The 19,565-nt window shown below is 60.1% G+C and carries 13 protein-coding genes; 2 read left to right on the top strand and 11 right to left on the bottom strand.

Annotated features, from left to right (window positions below; translation table 11 throughout):
- Positions 1-41: 41 nt before the first annotated feature.
- On the top strand, positions 42-560 hold the full coding sequence (locus tag FFV09_RS12315; RefSeq protein WP_141448099.1) for an antibiotic biosynthesis monooxygenase family protein: 519 nt from the start codon (positions 42-44) through the stop codon (positions 558-560).
- A 378-nt stretch (positions 561-938) separates the two neighbouring features.
- Positions 939-3,293, top strand: coding sequence for a UvrD-helicase domain-containing protein (locus FFV09_RS12310; RefSeq protein WP_141448098.1), 2,355 nt, complete (start codon positions 939-941; stop codon positions 3,291-3,293).
- A gap of 211 nt (positions 3,294-3,504) precedes the next feature.
- Here FFV09_RS12310 and FFV09_RS12300 read toward each other — a convergent pair whose 3' ends face one another.
- The 11 genes from FFV09_RS12300 to bshB2 form a co-directional block, all read right to left on the bottom strand.
- Positions 3,505-6,663: an alpha-mannosidase gene (locus FFV09_RS12300; protein WP_141448096.1), complete on the bottom strand. Its 3,159-nt coding sequence runs from the start codon at positions 6,661-6,663 to the stop codon at positions 3,505-3,507.
- A 32-nt stretch (positions 6,664-6,695) separates the two neighbouring features.
- On the bottom strand, positions 6,696-7,448 hold the full coding sequence (locus tag FFV09_RS12295; protein ID WP_246098326.1) for a sugar phosphate isomerase/epimerase family protein: 753 nt from the start codon (positions 7,446-7,448) through the stop codon (positions 6,696-6,698).
- On the bottom strand, positions 7,445-8,386 hold the full coding sequence (locus tag FFV09_RS12290; RefSeq protein WP_141448095.1) for an aldo/keto reductase: 942 nt from the start codon (positions 8,384-8,386) through the stop codon (positions 7,445-7,447). Before FFV09_RS12290 ends, FFV09_RS12295 begins: the two co-directional genes overlap by 4 nt.
- Positions 8,387-8,449: 63 nt before the next feature.
- Positions 8,450-11,698 (bottom strand): glycoside hydrolase family 2 TIM barrel-domain containing protein, encoded by a 3,249-nt coding sequence (locus FFV09_RS12280; RefSeq protein ID WP_342782049.1) that lies wholly within the window; start codon positions 11,696-11,698, stop codon positions 8,450-8,452.
- Complete coding sequence (locus tag FFV09_RS12275; protein ID WP_141448094.1) at positions 11,698-12,999, bottom strand: glycoside hydrolase family 125 protein; 1,302 nt, start codon at positions 12,997-12,999, stop codon at positions 11,698-11,700. Before FFV09_RS12275 ends, FFV09_RS12280 begins: the two co-directional genes overlap by 1 nt.
- On the bottom strand, positions 12,996-13,961 hold the full coding sequence (locus FFV09_RS12270) for a carbohydrate kinase family protein (protein ID WP_246098325.1): 966 nt from the start codon (positions 13,959-13,961) through the stop codon (positions 12,996-12,998). The genes FFV09_RS12275 and FFV09_RS12270 overlap by 4 nt, the downstream gene beginning before the upstream one ends.
- Before the next feature lie 41 nt (positions 13,962-14,002).
- Positions 14,003-15,004, bottom strand: a complete 1,002-nt coding sequence (locus FFV09_RS12265; RefSeq protein WP_141448093.1) for a LacI family DNA-binding transcriptional regulator — start codon at positions 15,002-15,004, stop codon at positions 14,003-14,005.
- A gap of 62 nt (positions 15,005-15,066) precedes the next feature.
- The gene (locus FFV09_RS12260; protein ID WP_141448092.1) at positions 15,067-15,903 is read right to left on the bottom strand and encodes a carbohydrate ABC transporter permease; all 837 of its coding nucleotides are present in this window, start codon (positions 15,901-15,903) and stop codon (positions 15,067-15,069) included.
- A gap of 20 nt (positions 15,904-15,923) precedes the next feature.
- Entirely contained in the window at positions 15,924-16,808 is an 885-nt protein-coding gene (locus FFV09_RS12255) for a carbohydrate ABC transporter permease (RefSeq protein ID WP_141448091.1), read from the bottom strand.
- An 88-nt stretch (positions 16,809-16,896) separates the two neighbouring features.
- A complete protein-coding gene (locus tag FFV09_RS12250) occupies positions 16,897-18,186 on the bottom strand; it encodes an ABC transporter substrate-binding protein (RefSeq protein WP_141448090.1) in 1,290 nt (429 codons plus the stop codon).
- A 633-nt stretch (positions 18,187-18,819) separates the two neighbouring features.
- Positions 18,820-19,491: a bacillithiol biosynthesis deacetylase BshB2 gene (gene bshB2 / locus FFV09_RS12245; protein WP_141448089.1), complete on the bottom strand. Its 672-nt coding sequence runs from the start codon at positions 19,489-19,491 to the stop codon at positions 18,820-18,822.
- Positions 19,492-19,565: the final 74 nt, after the last annotated feature.

Raw genomic sequence — 19,565 nt, 5'->3', positions numbered from 1 at the left:
CGATCTCGACTATATTCCGATGCAAAGGCAGGTTGATCGTTATGTTTCTGTATCTGTTCCACGGCACGCTGCCGGAAGATCCGCAGCTCGATAACGTCTATACGCTGAACGGCGAAGACGAACCCGTTTATCTGTTCGAAGCGGCCCATCCGTTGGAGACTTCGGTCGATTCGCGCTCCGCTTACCAGGCGATCGACAGCGCCGGCTCGTTGAACGGCGGCTTTGCCGTCCTCAACAACATTCCTGTCAGCGAAGACGGAAGAAGCGCTTTTGAAGAACGGTTCCTCGGCCGTGCCCGCCGCGTCGAAGACATGCCGGGCTTCGCCGGCATCCGGGTGCTGCGTCCGCTGCAGGGCGACACGTACGTGATCCTGACGATCTGGCAGGACGAAGACAGCTTCAAGAGCTGGCAAAGTTCCGAGTCCTACAACCACGCCCACAAAAAGCGCGATACGTCCGAAGGCATCACGCAGCAGCGGCCGGAAATTTTCGCCCGCCCGTCGTTCGTGACCACGTACCGGATCGCGCCTTCGGAACCGGGCCGCGCGGCGGAATGCTGATCGGCGGCACGCCGGCGGCTTCGAGCATACGCTTTTTCTGAATACGGACTCAAACGAAAGTTCGGCCAAAAGCTCCCATAAAAGTTCGGCAAAAAAACCTTCGCGGCTGGCTGCGAAGGTTTTTTTTGCGGGCTTCGGCGCGGAAGCCGAAGTCCGAGTGTTTCCGTTGGATACCGGAGAGGAAGCCGAAGCCCACGCAGCCCGGTTCCGGCCGGCAGACAGCAGCCTCGGCCGCAGCCGCGCGAAAACGGCAAAAAAACGACCGATTCCTTTGACGCTTTCGAAGGGCGCGTGATACATTTATAGAATCGGAATTTTGACGGAAACGGACGCCGGATCAACAAAACGGAGCGAGGAGAACGAACAGTGGAGAAAGCGATGACATCGAGATTTGAGAACAAGCCGTTCGGCGTATCCTCGGGGAAAGTGCCCCGCGCCGAGATCGCCGCGCCGGGCGGGCGCGAGCCGAACCGGCCGGGCGGAGACCGCGGCGAGCGGGACGCCGCCTATTTCCGGCTGCTGGAGCAGTCGGGTATCCGCCTCAACCCGGCGCAGGCCGCGGCGGTGCGCTGCACCGACGGACCGCTGCTGACGCTTGCGGGCGCAGGGTCCGGCAAGACGAGCACGCTCGTCTGCCGGACCGGCTACCTGCTCGACGTCTGCGGCGTCGATCCGTCCGGCATCCTGCTGCTGACCTTCTCCAGCAAGGCCGCGGCGGAGATGCGCGAGCGGATCGCCGGGCTGCCCGGCATCGACGCCTATGCGGCCGGACGCATCCAGGCCCGCACGTTCCATTCGTTCTGCCTGTGGCTGCTGTTCAGCCAGGGCATGCAAAAAGAAATTTTCGGCGATACGCGCCGCCAGCATATCCAACTGCAGCAGCTCATGCGCGAGCTGAGCCTGCAGGATGCCTATCCGCCGGAAAATCTGCTGGCGCTGCTGTCTTCCTACAAAGTCAACCTGATGACGGCCGACGACCTGCCGGACAAAAGCGATACCGACCGCCAGATGAAACGCATCCTGCTGCGCTACGAAGCGTGGAAAGAAGAGACGGGCCGGATCGACTTCGACGACGTGCTGACCGGCGCCCACGCGCTGCTCAAGCAGCGCCCGGAACTGCTCGACCGGCTGCGCCGCCGCTTCACCCACCTGATGATCGACGAGTTCCAGGACACGAACCTGCTCCAGTACGAAGTGGTCAAGATGATCGCCGCGCCGCGCAACAACCTGATGGTCGTCGGCGACGACGACCAGACGATCTATTCGTTCAACGGCGCCCGCAGCGAATTCATTCTGGAATTCGAGAAGCTGTATCCACGGGCGCGCATCGTGACGCTCGATATCAATTACCGCTCCGTGCCATCGATCGTCGGCCTCGGCAACGAAGTGATCCGGCACAACAAGATGCGCCGCAGCAAGACGCTGCGCGCCGCGAACGGCGGCGCCCTGCTGCCGGCTTATATGCGGCCGGAGTCGGCCGACGACGAAGCGACGGCCATCGTCGACCATATCAACCGCGAAGTAGCGGCGGGACGCCGGAACTACGGCGATTTCGCCGTGCTGTACCGCTCTTCGAGCAGCAACCGCGCGGTGCTGGAGCAGCTCGTCATTCGCGATATTCCGCATATCGATTACGGCGACGGGCGGCTGCTGTACGAGCACTGGCTCGTCAAGCCCGTGCTCGACCATATGCGGCTGTCGATCAACCGCCGCGATTTCGACGCGATGCCGAGCGTGCTGCCCACGCTGTACATCGCCCGCGACAAAGGCATGGCGCATATTCGCCAGACGGACGAGGCGCGGCCCAAAAAAGGGCCGCTCGTCCATCTGCTGACGCTGCCCGGGCTGAAAGAATTCCAGCTCGACAAGATCCGCCAGCGGCTCGAAGTGATCCGCTCGCTCAAAGGGCTGGTCCCGGCCGCCGCGGTGACCCAGATCCGCCAAAGCTTCTACGACGCCTATATCCAGGCGGGCGAGCACAGCGAGCAGACCTCGCACCGCGAGATGCTCAAGGAGATGCTCGACGAACTGGAGACGTCGGCCGGACGCTTCGATTCCATCGTCTCGTTCCTCGCCTTCGTCGACGACATGCTACTGCGCAACCAGCAGACCGCGGCCGTCAAATCGCAGGCGCAGGGCAACCGGGTCGCCCTCATGACCATTCACAAGTCCAAAGGCCTGGAATTCCCGGCTGTCTTCCTGATCGGCGCGTCCGAAGGCACGCTGCCGCATGCCTCCGCGCTCGGCGCCGATTCACTGCGCGATACGCGCGTCGGCCTCGAAGGCGAAGCCAGCTACGCCGAGGCGCTCGAAGAGGAGCGCCGGCTGGCTTATGTCGCCGTGACCCGGGCGAAAGAGCAGCTGTTCGTCAGTTCGCCCGCCGTGCAGCGGGGCAAGAAAGCCGCCGTGTCGCGCTTTCTCCTGTCCGCTTTCGGACAGGAGACCGCGGCTTCGGACGCTGCGGTCCGCGCCGAATACGGCGGCCGGCGGGGCGGAGCGCCCGACCCGGGCCGGTTCGGCAAGGTCCGCGCCGACCGCTTCGGCCGCAGCGGCACCTCGTCCGCGGCCGAGGCGCCGGTCCGGACGCAGAGCGTGCCGGCGTGGCTGTGCACGTCCGGCTCCTGCGTCGCCTGGACGCGGATCATGCACAGCAAAGACATGAACGCGGCGCACAAGCCGTGCCCGCTGTGCGGATCGCCGATGAGAAAAGGACGCAAAGACGTCCCCGTCTGAATGCCGGCTTCGATTTCGACCCCGAACTCGGGTTCCGCATCCGCTTCGGCTTCAGGCTCCGCCCCGAATTCGGGTTCCGCTTCGGCTTCGATTTCACGCCGCAGTTCAACCGACGCATACAAAAGCCCGCAGCCGCCGATTCCGCGGCCTGCGGGCTTTTCTCATGCTATCGAGATTCGGAGCAGGCGACTCTCTAGCCCGGCACCGGGCATCAAGATCCGAACTGCACGAGGAACGTTCTGATCTCGTAAGGCTGCAGGTCGAATACCGTGTCCGGCGCGACCTCTTCCCCGATCGGGCGTTCCATCAGGTCGCATTCGCGCAGCGACAGCACGGCGTAATCGCTGAGCAGCCGCAGCGGGGCGCGCACGCCGCCGAACTCGTGCAGGCGCACCACGACGCCGTCGTGGTCTTCCGCTTTTTTGACCGCGTCGATCATGACGTTCGGCGCCGACGGACGCAGCAGCGACCGCGGCGGCTGGGCCGGCAGGCCCGGGCGGGCGGAGAGCGGGTTGTTGAGCGCCCACGCTTCCTGCACGGTGCCGCCGGCATACCAGTCGCCTTCGTGCGGATACAGCGCATAGACAAAAGCATGTTCGCCGATATCGGCGTTCGGGTCCGGGTTGACCGCGGATTTGATCAGCGACAGCCGCATGACGTTGTCCTTGATGTCATAGCCGTATTTGCAATCGTTCAGCAGGCTCACCCCGTAGCCGCGTTCGGACAGATCGGCCCATTGGTGCCCGACCGATTCGAAGCGCGCCCAGTCCCAGCTGGTGTTCCAATGCGTCGGCCGCTTGACGTTGCCGAACTGGATATCGTAAGTGGCTTCCGTGGACCGGACGTCGACCGGGAACGCGACTTTCAACAGCTGCTGATGTTCCTGCCAGTCGATCCGGGTATCGAAATCGATTCTGCGGCTGTCGGCGTACACGGTCATCCGCTGTTTGACGGTAGACTGCCCGTACTGCCAGTTGAATTCGACGACGGCGGCCAGCGGACCGGTCTCGATCAGCTCCGCGGAACGCAGATCGGAAATTTCGCGCATTTTTTCCTTGTAAAAAATATCGATGTCCCATGCGTCGAACTGCATCGGCTTGTCTTCGAACACCTGCAGTACGTTGCCGCGGCTGTCTCTGGCCAGCACTTCGCGGCGGTGGTCCCGGTCGAACAGGCGGATCAGCTGCCCGGAATCGTTCCATTCGATCTCGTAGTGCGGCGTGCCCAGCACGCGGCCGGACAGGCTGAACGGAAGGTCGGCCTGCGCTTCCTGATCGTGCTCCGGCGCCTGCGCATCCGGTTGGCCCGCGTACAGCACGGCGGCCATCCCGAGCGCCGGCACGCCGGGCGATTCCACGATCCAGCGTTCCGGCGAACGCTGCGAACGCAGCCCGCGGCCTTCCGAATCGGTCCATACGCTGCCGGCCGGAGCGGCTTCGGCGTCCAGCACGATACGGTCTTCGCGCGTCCACGTCGAACTGTTAAAGATCGTCAGCGCTCCCGCCGCGTCGCGATTTCCCGTTTTGCCGGCGGCTTCGTTCCAGACTTCCGTGGCGATCGCCAGCGCTTCGGCGTATTCCGCGCGGCTGTCTGCGTACACTTCCGCGATCGAAGAACCGGGAATGATGTCGTGGAATTGGTTGCGCAGCAGAATCGTCCAGCCTTCGTTCAGCTTGCCCTGCGCGTACAGCTCCCAATCCCGGCCGGCGAGAGCGGCCAATACGCTCAACCATTCCGTTTCCCGGTACAGCAGTTCCAGCTTGCGGTTCATTTTTTTGTTATGCGCCTGGCTCGTGTACGTGCCGCGGTGGTATTCGAGATACAGCTCCCCGTCCCACACATGTACGTACCGGTCCGTTTCTTCCACCGTTTGAGACAGCCGCCGGAAATATTCGTCGGCACGGCCCGTTTTGACATTCGGCAGTCCCGGCATCCGGTCGAGGCGTCGGCGCATCTCCAGCATCTCCCGGTTGACGCCGCCGCCTCCGTCTCCGTAGCCGTAGGACAGCAGCAGTTCCTGATTCACTTCTTTGTCCTGATACGCGTCCCACGCGCCTTTGACCGTCCGGGGCGTAATCAAGCCGTTATACGTGTAGAAAAACGAGTTGGCGTCTTCCCAGTCGTCGGGCGTCGTAATAAAATGCGTTAGCACTTCGGAACCGTCGATCCCTCTCCATTTGAAGCTGTCGTGCGGCATCCGGTTGAACTGGTTCCAGCTGATCTTCGTCGTCATGAACGTGTCGAAGCCCGACTTTTTCAAAATTTGCGGCAGTGCCCAGCTGTAGCCGAACACGTCGGGCAGCCAGAGATACGTGCTCTCCGCGCCGAATTCCTCGCGCATGAAGCGGGTGCCGAACAGGAACTGCCGGACGAGCGATTCCCCGGACGTCAGGTTGCAGTCGGCTTCCAGCCACATGCCGCCGCCGATCTCCCAGCGCCCTTCGCGGATCCGTTCGCGGATCTGCTCGTAGATTTCGGGATAATCTTCTTTGATGTAGGCGTACAGCTGAGGCTGCGTCTGCAAAAAGACGTAATCCGGAAAACGCTCCATCAGCCGCAGCACGGTAGAGAATGAGCGGGCGCATTTCTCGCGGGTATGCTTCAGCCTCCACAGCCAAGCCACGTCGATATGGGTATGCCCGATGCAGGTGACCGTAACCGGATGGTGCTTGTGCATTCCATTCAGCTCCGCATCCAGCAGTTCCCCGGCCCGGTAGACCGACTCGCAGTACGCGTCCGAACCCGGCCGCGACCAATCCACGAGCAGGAAAGCGCGGTCCAGCGCTTTGAGCAGCGCGATACGGTCCGGACTGCCGGCTTCCAGCGTCTGAACCGTCTCCAGCACGGCACGGCCGCTGTAATAGAAATCGTCGATCCGTTCGTCGATCCAGCACACTTCGGCCCGTTTGATCGCATGAATCTTGTCGCGCGGCGGACCGCCGCCTTCGAGTCCCGACCACAGCCGAATATCCATCCGGCCGGTCGTCCCGGGCGAATCTTCCGGCAGAAACACCTCTTGGTGATTCGAATCGACGCCTTGATACGGCGCGCCGTTCCAATAGAAGAGCGACTCGAATCCGTCGTTGTTGCCGCCGCCCGTCTCGCCGAAATCGAAGCGGCCGACGATCGTTCTGCCTGCCCACTGCGCGGGAATATCTACGCTGCGGCTCAACCAGATATAACGGTCGCGGCCGGTCCACGTCTCGCCGGTGCCCAGTTCGAACGAAGGGGCATCCCCCGGCGGACGGGCGCCAATCGTTCCGTCTGCGTCTTCGGCGGCGGAGAAGCGTTCTAACGGCAGGGCATCGCGGTAACGCGTCTCGCTTACTTCGCGCAGCCTGGCTTCAAGCTTGGATTCCGTAAAAAACATAGTCAGCCTCACCTTCATTCGTGGATTTGGACTTACAGCTGTTCTTCCAGTTTCAACAGATTTTCCAGGCTGAGCGCCAGGCTGTCCAGCGGACGGCCCGGGCAGTAATCCTGCTCGACGGCGAACCATTCCACGCCGCTTTGAAGTCCCCAGCGCAGAATCGGAGCGAAGTCGATCACGCCCGTGCCGATCTCGGCGAACGTTTGCCGGTCGTCGTCGGTCATGTCTTTCAAATGCAGGATCGGCATGCGGAATGCGTACTTTTGAATGAAGGACAGCGGGTCCTGACCGCCTTTGAGCACCCAATACGTATCGATTTCCGCATGGATGGCAGGATCGTCGAGCAGATAGTCAAGCGCGAACTTGCCGTCGATCGACGTATGGAATTCGAAATCGTGATTGTGGTAGCCGACCCGGTACCCCGTGCCCGCTACCCGCTCGGCCACTTCCAGCAGATCTTTTTTCACACTGCGGTAGCCTTCCGGATTTTGCAGCCCGTCCGGCAGCGAATGGCAGATGAAGTCGCGCGTTCCGAACAGATCGGCTTCTTCCAGCACGGCGTCCAGATCGTTTTTCATCCGCTCCAGCCCGACGTGCATGCCCGCGGTCTTCAACCCCAACTCCCGCATGAGCGCCGAGATGTCCCGGGCGGAGTTGCCGTGCAGCCCGTCGATCTGCACCGCTGCCCAGCCCATGCGGCTCAACTCTTTGAGCACGCTTTCGAAGTCCGCTTTCAATTCGTTTCGCACCGTATACAGCTGGGCGGCCAGTTGATGTTTGATCACGATTCGATCGCCTCCTTTTTGAGATCCAGCCATTCGACTTCCGCGGCGGTCAACGGCAGGTTCATCGCTTCTACCGAAGAATCCAGCTCGCTTTTGCTTCTCGGGCCGATGATCGCCGCCGTCGGAAACGGCTGATGCAGCACGTAGGACAGCGCGATTTGGATCGGCGTGACGTTTTTGCGTGTCGCCAGTTCCACCGCGCGCCGGTAACGTTCCCAGTTCGGCTCGCTGTAATAGACGTCGACCATTTCCGCGTCCGACCGATCGTCCGGCTTGAACTGTCCCGAGAAAAAGCCTCCGGCCTGGGCCGACCACGACAACAGCGGCAGCTGGCTGCCTGTATGCCAGTCGCAGGTGCGTTCGTCGGCCGAGACGCAGCCTTCCCAGCGCGGCCGGTTCGGCTTGGCCAGGCTCAGGTTCGGGCTGCTGAACGCAAAGCCGGTCAGGCCGTGCGATTCCGCGTACCGGTTCGCTTCGCGGATTCGGTCATGCGACCAGTTGGAAGCGCCGATCGCGCGAACCCGCTTCGCTTCCAGATGCGCGTTCAGCTCTTCGACGATCGGTCCGACCTCGACGGTCGGATCGTCGCGGTGCAGCGCATACAGGTCGACGTAGTCGGTGCCCAGTCGCTCCAGACTTTCCAGCAGGTCTTTGCGGATCGCTTCGGGATTGACCCGCGGACCCGGGCTTCCGTCGTCGTGATGGGCGCCTTTGGACAAAATGACGACGTGTTCCCGCAGCTTTTTTTCCGCCAGCCACTGTCCGAGCAGCTGCTCTCTGCCCCTGTACTGATGGGCCGTATCGAACGCATTGCCGCCGGCTTCGATATACGCTTCCAGCATCGTCCGCTCCGCTTCTTCCAGCTTTCTCAAATCGCCCGTGCCCATCATCAACCGCGAAATCTCCTTGTCCACTCCCTGAATGCGCATGCCCTTCATTCCGAACCCTCCTTCTGATTGGAAACTTCCGCTTGCGACGTGCCTGCCGCTCCGTCTGCCGTCCTATTCGTCTTCCCGGAACACCGGGATCAGCCGCACTTCGAAGCGGAACGCTTTGTCGTTCAAGCGGTACGCTTCCGCAAGTTCCGGTCCGCACGAGTTCGAACCGACCCCGCTCATCTTGTAATCCAGATGGACGATCGTTTCTTGTCTGCGCTTCAATTCCCACGTATGCGAAGCGGCGGTCAGGTCTTCCGGCGCGTAATGGGACGCATTGAACGAAAACGGCGCTTCCGCCGCAAATCGCAGTCCCATACCCTGTTCGTTCGATACGACCGCCCATTCCGTCCCGTACCGCGATCCGTTCTCCTGCGGCATGATATACGATTCGAACATGCCGTCGACCGTCGACGCAAACCGGCCTTTCCTGACGCTCTGCCGTTTGTCGACGTAGCTCTCGTGCGGTCCGAATCCCCGGTACTCCACCTGCTCCATGCCTGCGGGCAGCGCAAGCCGCAGCCCGAATCTCGGCAGGTAAGGCAGCGTCCCCCGCTCGTCGAACTTCATATCGGCCCGCAGCACAATCTCGCCGGCCCCGTTCACCGTCCAGACCGCTTCCCCGGTGAGCAGCGGATACCGCGAAACGGCGGTCAGCGCAAACGAAGTGCGGATCTTCACTTCGCTCTCGCCCGTCTGCTCCCACCCGCACGCGTAGACCTTGGTGACGGCCCGGTCGTAGCCTTCTTCGATCCATTTCTCCTTGACGTGCATGTCGTTGTCGATCGGCGCCCGCCAAATCGCGAATCGCGCCGGGCTGTCCAGCAGCTCTACGCCGTGTCTGGACATCCGGCTGACGCTGCCCTGCCGCAGATCGAAGGCATGCGCGAAATCGAAGCCTTCGATCGTCAGCACCTGCCCTTCCTGCTGCGCTCGAACGGCCGGTATCGGCGCGAAGGCCGGCGGCCGTTCGGCGCTGCGTTCCCCCTGCGGAGCAGCGTCCGATTCGGGCGCCGATCCGAGCGTCGTTTCGGGCGTCGTTTCGGCCGTCGATTCGAGCATCGTTTCGGACGAGGATTGGGGCGTCGATCCGAACGCCGAAGACGGCTCCGTCTCCCATTCGAACTGCGCAAAAGCCAGTTCGTAGCCCGCTTCCGCCCAGCCGGTATCCGCGTTCAGCCGGCACGACAAGGTCAACAGCCGGCGTCCGGCCGGGCCGCCCGGCAGATCGTTCTTCGCTGCCGGTTCCCGCGCCGGCAGACCGTTCGACGCCGCGTCGCTGCGCGGAGTCTCCGCTGTCTCCGCCGGCTGCGCGGACAGTCCGTACGGCAGCCGGACAGACTCGGTGCTCCCCGGCGCGGCACTCAGGCCCAGCCGGCCTTGATCGACGAGGCGGTCGCCCTGCCGGATCTGCCAGAACAGCTCCAGATGCGACAGGTCGACGAAGTCGTACCGGTTGGTCACTTCCAGTTCGCCGCGTTCGGGATGCGCAGCCTCGATCGCAATCGGGGCCATAACCTGCTTCAGCTCCAGCAATCCCGTATGCGGCAGGCGATCGGGCGTGACCAGACCGTCTATGCAGAAATTCCCGTCGTTCGGCCGATCTCCGAAATCGCCGCCGTAAGCGAAGAACGGCACGCCTTCCGGCGTTTGCGTCCGAATTCCGTGGTCGCACCATTCCCAGACGCAGCCGCCCATCAGCTTGGGATGACGGTAGAATACGTCCCAGTATTGGCGCAGGTCGCCCGGTCCGTTGCCCATCGCGTGGCTGTATTCGCACAGGAACATCGGCTTGGTCTTCTCCGGGTCGAGCGCGTAGGCTTCGATCTCCTGCGGCGACGTATACATGCGGCTCTCCACGTCCAGACTTGCGGTATCCGGATCGCCTTCGTAATGCGGCGCCGCGCCTTCGTAATGGATCGGAATCGAAGGGTCCCGGCTTCGAATCCATTCGGCCATCGCAATAGGGTTCGGCCCGTACCCGGATTCGTTGCCGAGCGACCACAAGACGACGCAGGCATGGTTCTTGTCCCGTTCCACCATGCGGACAGCCCGGTCGACGAAAGCGTCCCGCCAGGCGGGATCGCGCGCCAGCGCGTGAAACCCGCCGCCTTCGAAGCCGCCCGCGCTGCCGATGCCGTGGCATTCCAGATCGGCTTCGTCGATCAGGTAGAAGCCGTATTCGTCGCACAGCTGCAGGAAGCGCGAATCGTTCGGATAATGCGCGGCGCGGATCGTGTTGATATTATGCCGCTTCATCAGCTCCAGATCGCGGATCATATGCGGCACGGGAATCGTCTGCCCGAGCTCCGGGTGGGCGTCGTGCCGATTGACGCCTTTGAGCTTCACGGCTTGCCCGTTGATCCGGAAGACGCCGTCCGTGATCGCGATCTGCCGGAATCCGACCGCAAAGCGCAGCACTTCTTCGCCGCCGTACACGCAGAGCGTGTACAGATAAGGCCGTTCCGCGTTCCAGAGCGTCGGGTTCGGCACTTCGAAGCGCAGGCTGCCCTGCCCGTCGATGCGGGCGCGGTCGGTCGCGACCGCGCGGCCGGAGGCGTCCCGGAGCACGGCCCGGGCGTCCAGCGGCCCCGTCGCGTCGATCCCGGTCGTCAAAAAGGCCGTGCCGAACCCTTCCGCGAACGCCTGCTTGTTGAACACGTCCCGAATATGCACGGGATCGCGGGCAAGCAGATAGACGTCGCGGAAAATGCCCGAATACCGCCAGGCATCCTGATCTTCCAGATAAGAGCCGTCGCACCATTTGAGGACCATGACCGCGATCCGGTTGCTTCCGCCCTTCAGCAGCGAAGTCACGTCGAATTCGGCCGGCATCCGGCTGCCCTGGCTGTAGCCCGCGAAGACGCCGTTGACCCACAGATAGAAGCAGGCGTTCACGCCTTCGAACACGAGATGTTGGGCTGTGCCGTTCCATTCGTTCGGCACGTTGAACGTGCGCAGATACAGTCCGGCGGGATTGTCGTCCGGCACGTAAGGCGGGTCGCACGGAAACGGATAGTTCACATTCGTGTATTGAAGCCGGTCATAGCCGTGCATCTGCCAGCAGGACGGAACGATCAGCTCGTCCCAACTGCCGTCGTCTCCCGATTCCGCGTAAAAATCGTCGGGCACGTCCGAGACGCGCCCGTAATAGCGGAATTTCCAGTTTCCGTTGAGCGTCCGGTAGCGCGAAGAACGGCTACGCCTGCCGGAATCCGCCGATCGGTCGTCCCCGTAAGGGATATAGAACGACCGGGGTCTTGCCCGGTTCACTTCAAGCACGTTCGGATCTTCCCAATAGCGCGGGATCGGCATCAGTGCTTCTCCTCCTTTTTCGGCTCGAAAAAGCCTTTTGCGATCAGGCGCAGCATGAATTCGCCGAACAGGCTGTTGGCCCAGGCGAACCAGGGACGGGTGTACTCGGCCGGATTGTCCGCATGGAATCCTTCGTGCATGAATCCGGTATCCGCGTCCGTCCGCTGGAGCTGCTCCAGCACTTCACGCACTTCCGCTTCGCTGTCTGTCGTAAGCCCCTGCATGATCAGGCTGATCGGCCAGATATAACCGGCCGGCGTATGCGGGCTTCCGATCCCTTTGGCGGATTGGCCGGCGTAATAGTAAGGATTGTCTTCGCTCAGCAGAAAAGCGCGGGTGTTGACGTAGACCGGGTCTGAGGCGTCGGCGTAGCCGAGATACGGAATCGACAGCAGGCTGGGCACGTTGGCATCGTCCATCAGGTTGAAGTTGCCGAAGCCGTCCGTCTCGTAGGCATAGATCCTGCCATACTTCGGATGCAGCACCGTGCCGTACGTCCGAATGCCGAATTCGATCTCTTCGCGCAGTTCCGCCGCGAGCAGCGCGCCTTCCGGATCGTTCCATACGTCGCGCGTGATCTCTTCGACGTAGCGAAGCACGACGACCGCGAACATGTTGGACGGGATCAGGTAGCCGAACGTGCACGCATCGTCGCTCGGACGGAAGCCCGACCAGGTCATGCCCGTGTAATTGACCGGCATGCCCATCCGGTTGTTGCGCAGCGTATCGCTCGGCGGGCAGTCGGTGCGGGCGAACCGGTACGGCGAATCCTGCCCGTGCCTCTGCTCCGTTTTCCACAGCTCGATCGTCGTATGCACGGCCGAGCGGAAAGCGTCGTCGAAAATTTCCGTGCGGCCGGTTTCTTTCCAATAGAGATAAGCCAACTGCAGCGGATAGCAGAGCGAATCGATCTCGTATTTGCGTTCCCAGACCCACGGACTCAGTTCGGTCAGGTCCTGATCGTACCGCTGATCGTTGGCCGCCTCGTTGAACGCGTTGGCGTACGGATCGAGCAGCACGCAGCGGATCTGGGAGCGGATCGCGCCTTCGAACACGCCCTGCAGCTCTGCGTCTTCGGCCGCAAGCGGCAGGTAGGGCCGCAGCTGCGCGCTGGAATCCCGCAGCCACATCGCCGGAATATCGCCCGTAATGACGAAGACGGACCGGTCGTCCAACGTCCGGGTCGTCGTCTCCAGCGTATTCGGGTAACACTTTTTGAACATATCCAGCAGCTTCGGATACGCCGCAAGTTCGGTCTCTGCCGCTTGCAGCCGCGCGGTTACGGAATCGGGCAGTCTCATGCCAAGCCTCCTCTCTTCTCCGCAAAGGCAGGTTCGTGCTTGCGGATAAACTGCTCCAGTCCCGCCAAATCCGGCAGCCCCGTGCTGCCTCCGTACGCTTCGACCGACAGCGCCCCGCAGGCGTTGCCGTACTTCAGGCTCGTCTCGGCGTCCATGCCCGACAGATAGCCGAACAGATAGCCGGCATTGAAGCAGTCTCCGGCGCCCGTCGTATCGACGGCCCGCACCGGATAAGCCGGACGGCGGAACGACGTGCCGTCCTGCATCGCGGCCGCTCCCCGGGAGCCGAGCTTGATGACCGCGTGGCCGCAGTATTGCGAGAACAGCCGCAGGCTGTCTTCGACCGCTTCGAATCCTGTATAATGAAACGCTTCGGTCTCGTTCATCAGGAAGATGTCGAACTGCCGCATCAATTCGAAGATGCTTTTGTCCCATTCGCCGGATTCGTCCCAGCCGACGTCGCAGGACAGCGTCACCCCTTCGGCTTTGAGCTTTTTGGCGGCGGCCATGAACGGTTCGTGATTGCTTCTGCCGCGGTATCCGGTCATATGGACATGCCGGCCGGCCGACACTTGTTCGAGGTTCAGATCTTCCATGCGCAGTTCCTTGTTCGTGCCCGCGTACGTAATGAACGAACGGTCCGTCTCCGGATTGAAAGCGATCGAGATGCCGGTCCGCTGGGTGGTACTCGTCCGAATCTGTCTGGTATCGATACCAGATTGCGAGAATTGTTCCCGGATATGACGACCGTACAGGTCGTCTCCCAAAATGCCGTTAAACGCGACGCGCAGCCCGAGCTTGGCCAGAGCGAGCGTGAATATCGCCGCTCCTCCGCCCACGTTCATCGTGACGTCGTCCACGTACACTTCCTGTCCCGGCAGCGGAACCTCGCTGCCGCCCACGACCGCAAGATCGATATTGGCATCCCCGATCACCACCGCGTCGAATTTCCTCAACGTCATCCCCCTCTTCCCGTCCGCTTTTCTCTAGGCTTTGGAGCGGGTCAGCGTGCTTTGCAGCTGTCGCGAACGACCAACCGGTGCCGGAGCACGGCATCTTCCCGCGAAGTTTGGCCCGCGATCAGATCAAGCAGCTTCTCGATCGTCACCTGGCCCATTTCCCGAATCGGCTGCTCCATGGAAGTGAGGCGCGGGCGCACGAGTTCCGTCAGCTGACTGCCGTCGAACCCGATCACCGACACGTCTTCCGGAACTTTCAAGCCTTTGTCGTGCAGGCAGTTCATCGCGCCGACCGCCATATCGTCGCTGGCCGCGAACACCGCCGTAGGCAGTTCCCCGCCGCCGCACATATCTGCCATAAGTTCGTATCCGCTCTGCGTCTTGTAATCGCCGAACCGGACGTGCCCCTGCTCGATCGCGATGCCGTTGTCGTGCATCGCCTGCATGTAGCCGGCGTAACGGCCCTGGCCCGAAGTGACGTCGCGCATGTCGCCTCCGATAAACGCGATGCGCCGATGGCCCAGCCCGATCAGATAGCCGGTCGCTTCGTAAGCGGCGGCGCGGTCGTCGATGATAACGGAGCCGAACTTTTGATCGTTCGGTTTGACGCTCGAAAAAATAAGCGGAATGTCCATTTTATCGATGAATTCCCGAATTTCGTCGTTCAATTTCTCGTGCATGACGATCACGCCTTCTACGCGCATCTCCTTGAACACCTGCAAATATTTGTACTCTTTGTCGATGTCTTCGATGATGTTGCAGACGATCAGGTTATAGTCGTTGAGGCTGGCCGTTTTTTCGATATTGCTCAAAATGGTGGCGTAGAAACTCGAAGTCACGTCGGGCACGATGACCCCGATCAGATTCGTTTTTTTGCGAACGAGGCTTCTCGCGATATGGCTGGGCGTGTAGCCGAGCTCGTCGATCGCTTTTTTGACCCGCGCTTTCAGGTCGTCTTTTACGTATTTCTCGCCGTTCAACACTCGGGAGACGGTAGTCACGGATACGCCCGCTTTTTGGGCCACGTCTTTGATTTTCGGCGCCATCTTCGTGTTCCCTCTCCTTTCCGGATGTGGGGCCTAAGCCCGTAAAATGTGTGGAGCCGCGTTCAGCTTTTGACGGCGCCTTCCATGATTCCCGCGATGAACTGCCGGCTGACGAGCAGGAAGAAAATGATCAACGGAACGGTCGCGAGCAGCGTGCCGGTCATGACCATCGAATAATCGGCCGTATGCACCGACTTCAACTGCTGCAAAGCGAGCATGAGCGTAAATTTGGACGTGTCCGTCAGCACGATCAGCGGCCACAAGTAATCTTCCCATACGCCCATAAACGTCGTGATCGCGAGGAAAGCCAGCGCCGGTCTCAGAATCGGCAGCGCGATATGCCAGTACAGGCCGAATTTGTTGCAGCCGTCGATTCTGGCCGATTCCAGCAGATCGTCGTGGATCGCCAGCGCGTACTGCCGAATCCAGAAGATGCCGAAAGCGGTCGCGATACTCGGCACGATCAGCGCTTTGTAGCTGCCCAACCAGCCGAGTTCCTTGATGATGATAAACTGCGGAACGAGCAGCATCTGCGCCGGAATCATCATCGTCCCGATCATGAGGAAGAACAGGAAGCGCGAACCGGGAAACTTGAATTTGGCAAAAGTAAAACCCGTCAAGGAATTGAAAAACAGCTGCAGCGTCGTGCTCAGCACCGCGATGAACACGGTATTGGCGAACGCTCGCATGAAATCCATGTTCTCCATAACCTGATTATAGTTGGTCATAAAATAACTGCCAAATGTCAGTTTCGGAGGAAAAGCGAAAATCGCGCTCGTTTGGTTCGTCGACATTACGACCAGCCAATAAAACGGGAAGATGGATACCAGCACGCCCAACATCAGAAACGTATAGAAAAACGCTTTTTGTATCTTTTTCGACCCGGTTGCACCGTTCATTTTTCCTGCACCTCTTTTCCTCAGTCGTCGGCTCTGTTAAAGAACTTCCAATTCATCAGCGACAACAACCCGATGATGACGAACAAGACCCATGAGACCGCCGCCGCGTATCCGTAATGCTGGTAGGTGAACCCTTCCCGGAACATGTACAGCACGATCGTGTCGGAGCCGGGATACGGAGATTGGGTGCCGGCCAGAACCTGCGGTTCGGTGAAGATCTGGAATCCGCCGATCGTCGACATCATGACGGAGAACAGAATGATCGGCCGAAGCATCGGCAGCGTGATTTTGGTAAAGCTCTGGAACAGGGTCGCTCCGTCAAGCTCGGCCGCTTCGTAGAGGTCTTTCGGAATTTTTTGCAGCCCCGAGAGAAAGATGATCGCGTTGTAGCCCATATATCTCCAACTGATCATGGACGCGATGACGACCCGGACGCCGAAGCTCGAATTGAACCATTCCACTTTGTTCAACCCCAGTTCCTGCAGCAAAAAGTTGATCAGTCCGTATTCGTTGCCGAACAGCGATTGGAAGATGATGACGACCGCCACCATCGCCGTGATATTGGGCAGGAAGAACGCGATCCGGAAAAAAGATTTGAACTTGATGATCGACAAGTTGATGACGTAAGCGACGACCAGCGCGCAGACCAGCATCGGACCGTTGCCGAGAATCCACAAAACGATATTGTTGACGAGCGCCTGCCAGAACGTCGGATCTTTGAACATGTAAACGAAGTTGCTGAATCCCACGTAATTCATCGTCCCGATTCCGTCCCAATCATGCACCGCCAGGTACATGGAAAAGAAGATGGGAAACACGGAGAAGATCAGGAACAGAATGTAGAACGGAGAGATAAACAGGTACAAGGTTCTGCTTTTGTAGATTTCCTTGAAAAGGTTCCCCACTTTGACCCCTCCCGTAATTCAATGAGGCGGGGAATATACATTCCCTCGCCCCATCGCCGATTAGATTGGTATGCCTCCCTGCATCGAATTAACGGGAAAGCTGGCGTTTGATCGTAGCCTGCGCTTCTTCCCACGCCTGCTCGGGATCTTTCTTCTGGGTGTCGACCGAGCCAAGCGCGTCAACGATCGTCGTGCCGACCATGTTGTCCTGCGGATCGGTATGGGCCACTTTGACGTCTTTGGCGGCTTCGCCGAACACGGTGCTGAGATCCTGGCCGCCGAAAAATTCGTTTTTGTTGACCATGTCCGGGCTGTCGTAGATGGACGGCGTGGACGGATAGTTGCCGAATTCTTTGTAAGCGGTCAGCAGGTTCTCGGGACTGACGAGGAAGCGGATCACTTCATACGCTTCTTTCGGGTATTTGGACGTCTGCAGGATGCCGAAGAACGAACCGCCCTGGTTGCCTACGCCGCCCGGCGGATACGCGATATTCCATTTGCCTTTCGTGTCCGGCGCGGCGCTGACGAGATCGCCGACGGCCCACGAAGCTCCGGTGAAGGAAGAGACTTTGCCGCTGTTGATCGCCGCGTTTTTCTCGGAATCGTTCGAGTACGGGAACGTCAGGCCGGCCTGGTAAGCTTTGACGGAATCGTCCCACGCTTTTTTGATATGGGCCTGATCGCCGATATAGTTGCCTTCCGCGTCGAAATAATTGTCGCTGCTTTGGCCGATGATCGACCGGTACATGTCGGCGATCGTGCCGGCCTGCGAGCCGGTGGCGTCTTTCACTTTTTGCAGCGTCGCGAAATAGTCGTCCCACGTTTTCACTTCGTTTTTGATATCGTCCGGCGTGCTCGGCACGCCCGCTTTCTCGAACAGGTCGGTCCGGTAATACAGCACGACCGGAGCTACGTCGATCGGCAGGCCGATCAGGTATTTATTGTCCGCGCTTGCGGCCATGTTCCATTTCCAGTCGAGGTAGTCGGGCTGAATGTCTTTGGCTCCCTGGTCGTACAGGTTCACGAACTTTTCTTTGTACGTCACCATTGACGAGACCCAGCTGTCCATCGCCACGATGTCCGGGCCGTCTCCGCCGCCGGCGATCGTCGTTTTGAGCTTCGTCAGGTAGTCGTCGCCGGAAGGCAGCTTCTCGGCCTGCAGATCGACGTTCGGGAACTTTTTGCGTGCGGCTTCGATCGTGGAATCGGAGATGGCCCCGTTCCAGTACCACAATTTCAACGTCACCTTCTGGCCGGATGCGTCTGTGCCCCCGCCGCTTGAAGCGGTCGAGCCGGAAGTCGCGGACCCTCCGCAGGCACTGATGACGAACATGAAGCAAAGCGACAGCATGAGCATGGAAAAAGTTCTGAGTTTCATCGTTTGATTCCCCCTGTTCTTCTGTGTTCGAGACGGAATGACATGTGCGACGGATTTGGCCGGTTCAGCATGCGGGAGAGGATGGAGATCGATTGCGCTTGCCCGGGGTTTAATACGGCATCACCACCTTTTTGGCGTAAAAAACGATGGAAAACATCGGCGAGAACATATTCTGGTATCGATTCCAGATTGGCGTGCAAAAGGTTTGAAAAAGATCGGCAGCAGATGGAAAGTACGATTTGCGAGGATAATAACAGGACGTTAACCCGGCGGTAAAAGAACGGTAAGGAGGCGATAAGAGAACGATAAGAAGACACTAAGAGGACGGAGAGAATTTTCTGAAACCGATACCAGAAACGGATGCCGTTTGTGTTACCGCTTTCATTTTGAGTTCAGTATAATCCGTCTTTCCGCGTTTTACAACCTGTTTTTATTTAAAATTTTAGAAGCGCCAATCGGGCTTGGCCGCGGCCGGGAAAAGACCCGGGGCAAGACCTGAACCTTATAGGCATGTATGCAAAAAAACCTCCGGCACCGCTGCGTACACGGCGTCGGAGGTCGGACGAACCCGTTGTGCGAACGACATCTTTGCCAGACGGCAGGACGCTTTTCGTTTGCGGGAACGAACCTTTTTTAACTTTGCGGATGCGGGTCGAACTTGTACGTCCAGAACTTCTCGGTCGCAAAACGTTCGCGCAGCACCGGGTCGTGAATCGAGTGTCCTTCGAACACCGGATCGGTATGGAACTGCGATTTGTGCGCCTTGATCGAACCGACTTTCTGTTCGAGGAACAGCGTGATGTCCACGTGGACGTCGGCCGGTCCGAGCGCGCGTTCATGCCCTTTGGCAAAAGCGACCACATGCACTTTCGGCCGGTCTTTGGGCTTCATCGCCTGGACGACGCGCACGACGGCTTCGCCGCAGGCGTCATGGTCCGGATGCACGCTGTATTTCGGGTGGAACGTGAGGATCAGCGACGGATTGAGTTCCTCGATCAGCTCGCGCAGCTTGCCGTCGAGCAGGTCGCGATCTTCGAATTCGATCATTTTATCGTGAAAACCGAGCGTGCGCAGATCGGTGATGCCGATCGCCGCGCAGGAAGCGTCGAGCTCCGCCCGGCGGATCGCCGGCAGCGTTATGCGGTTGGCGAACGGCGGATTGCCGAGGTTACGGCCAAGCTGGCCCATCGTGAGGCAGGCGTACGTAACGGGCGTCCCGTTTTGCAGGTGATAGGCGGCCGTGCCCGAGACGGTGAAAGATTCGTCGTCGGGGTGGGGAAATACGATCAAAACATGGCGTTCCACGGGATGTACCCGCTCCTTTCCGAATGCGGCGCAAGCCGCTTTGATGGAATGACAGTGTGAACGTGAAGCGTAAA

This window comes from Saccharibacillus brassicae, assembly GCF_006542275.1.
GTDB lineage: Bacteria > Bacillota > Bacilli > Paenibacillales > Paenibacillaceae > Saccharibacillus > Saccharibacillus brassicae.
Note: the sequence above shows the minus strand (reverse complement) of the source record. Positions and strands in the feature narration are given on the sequence as shown.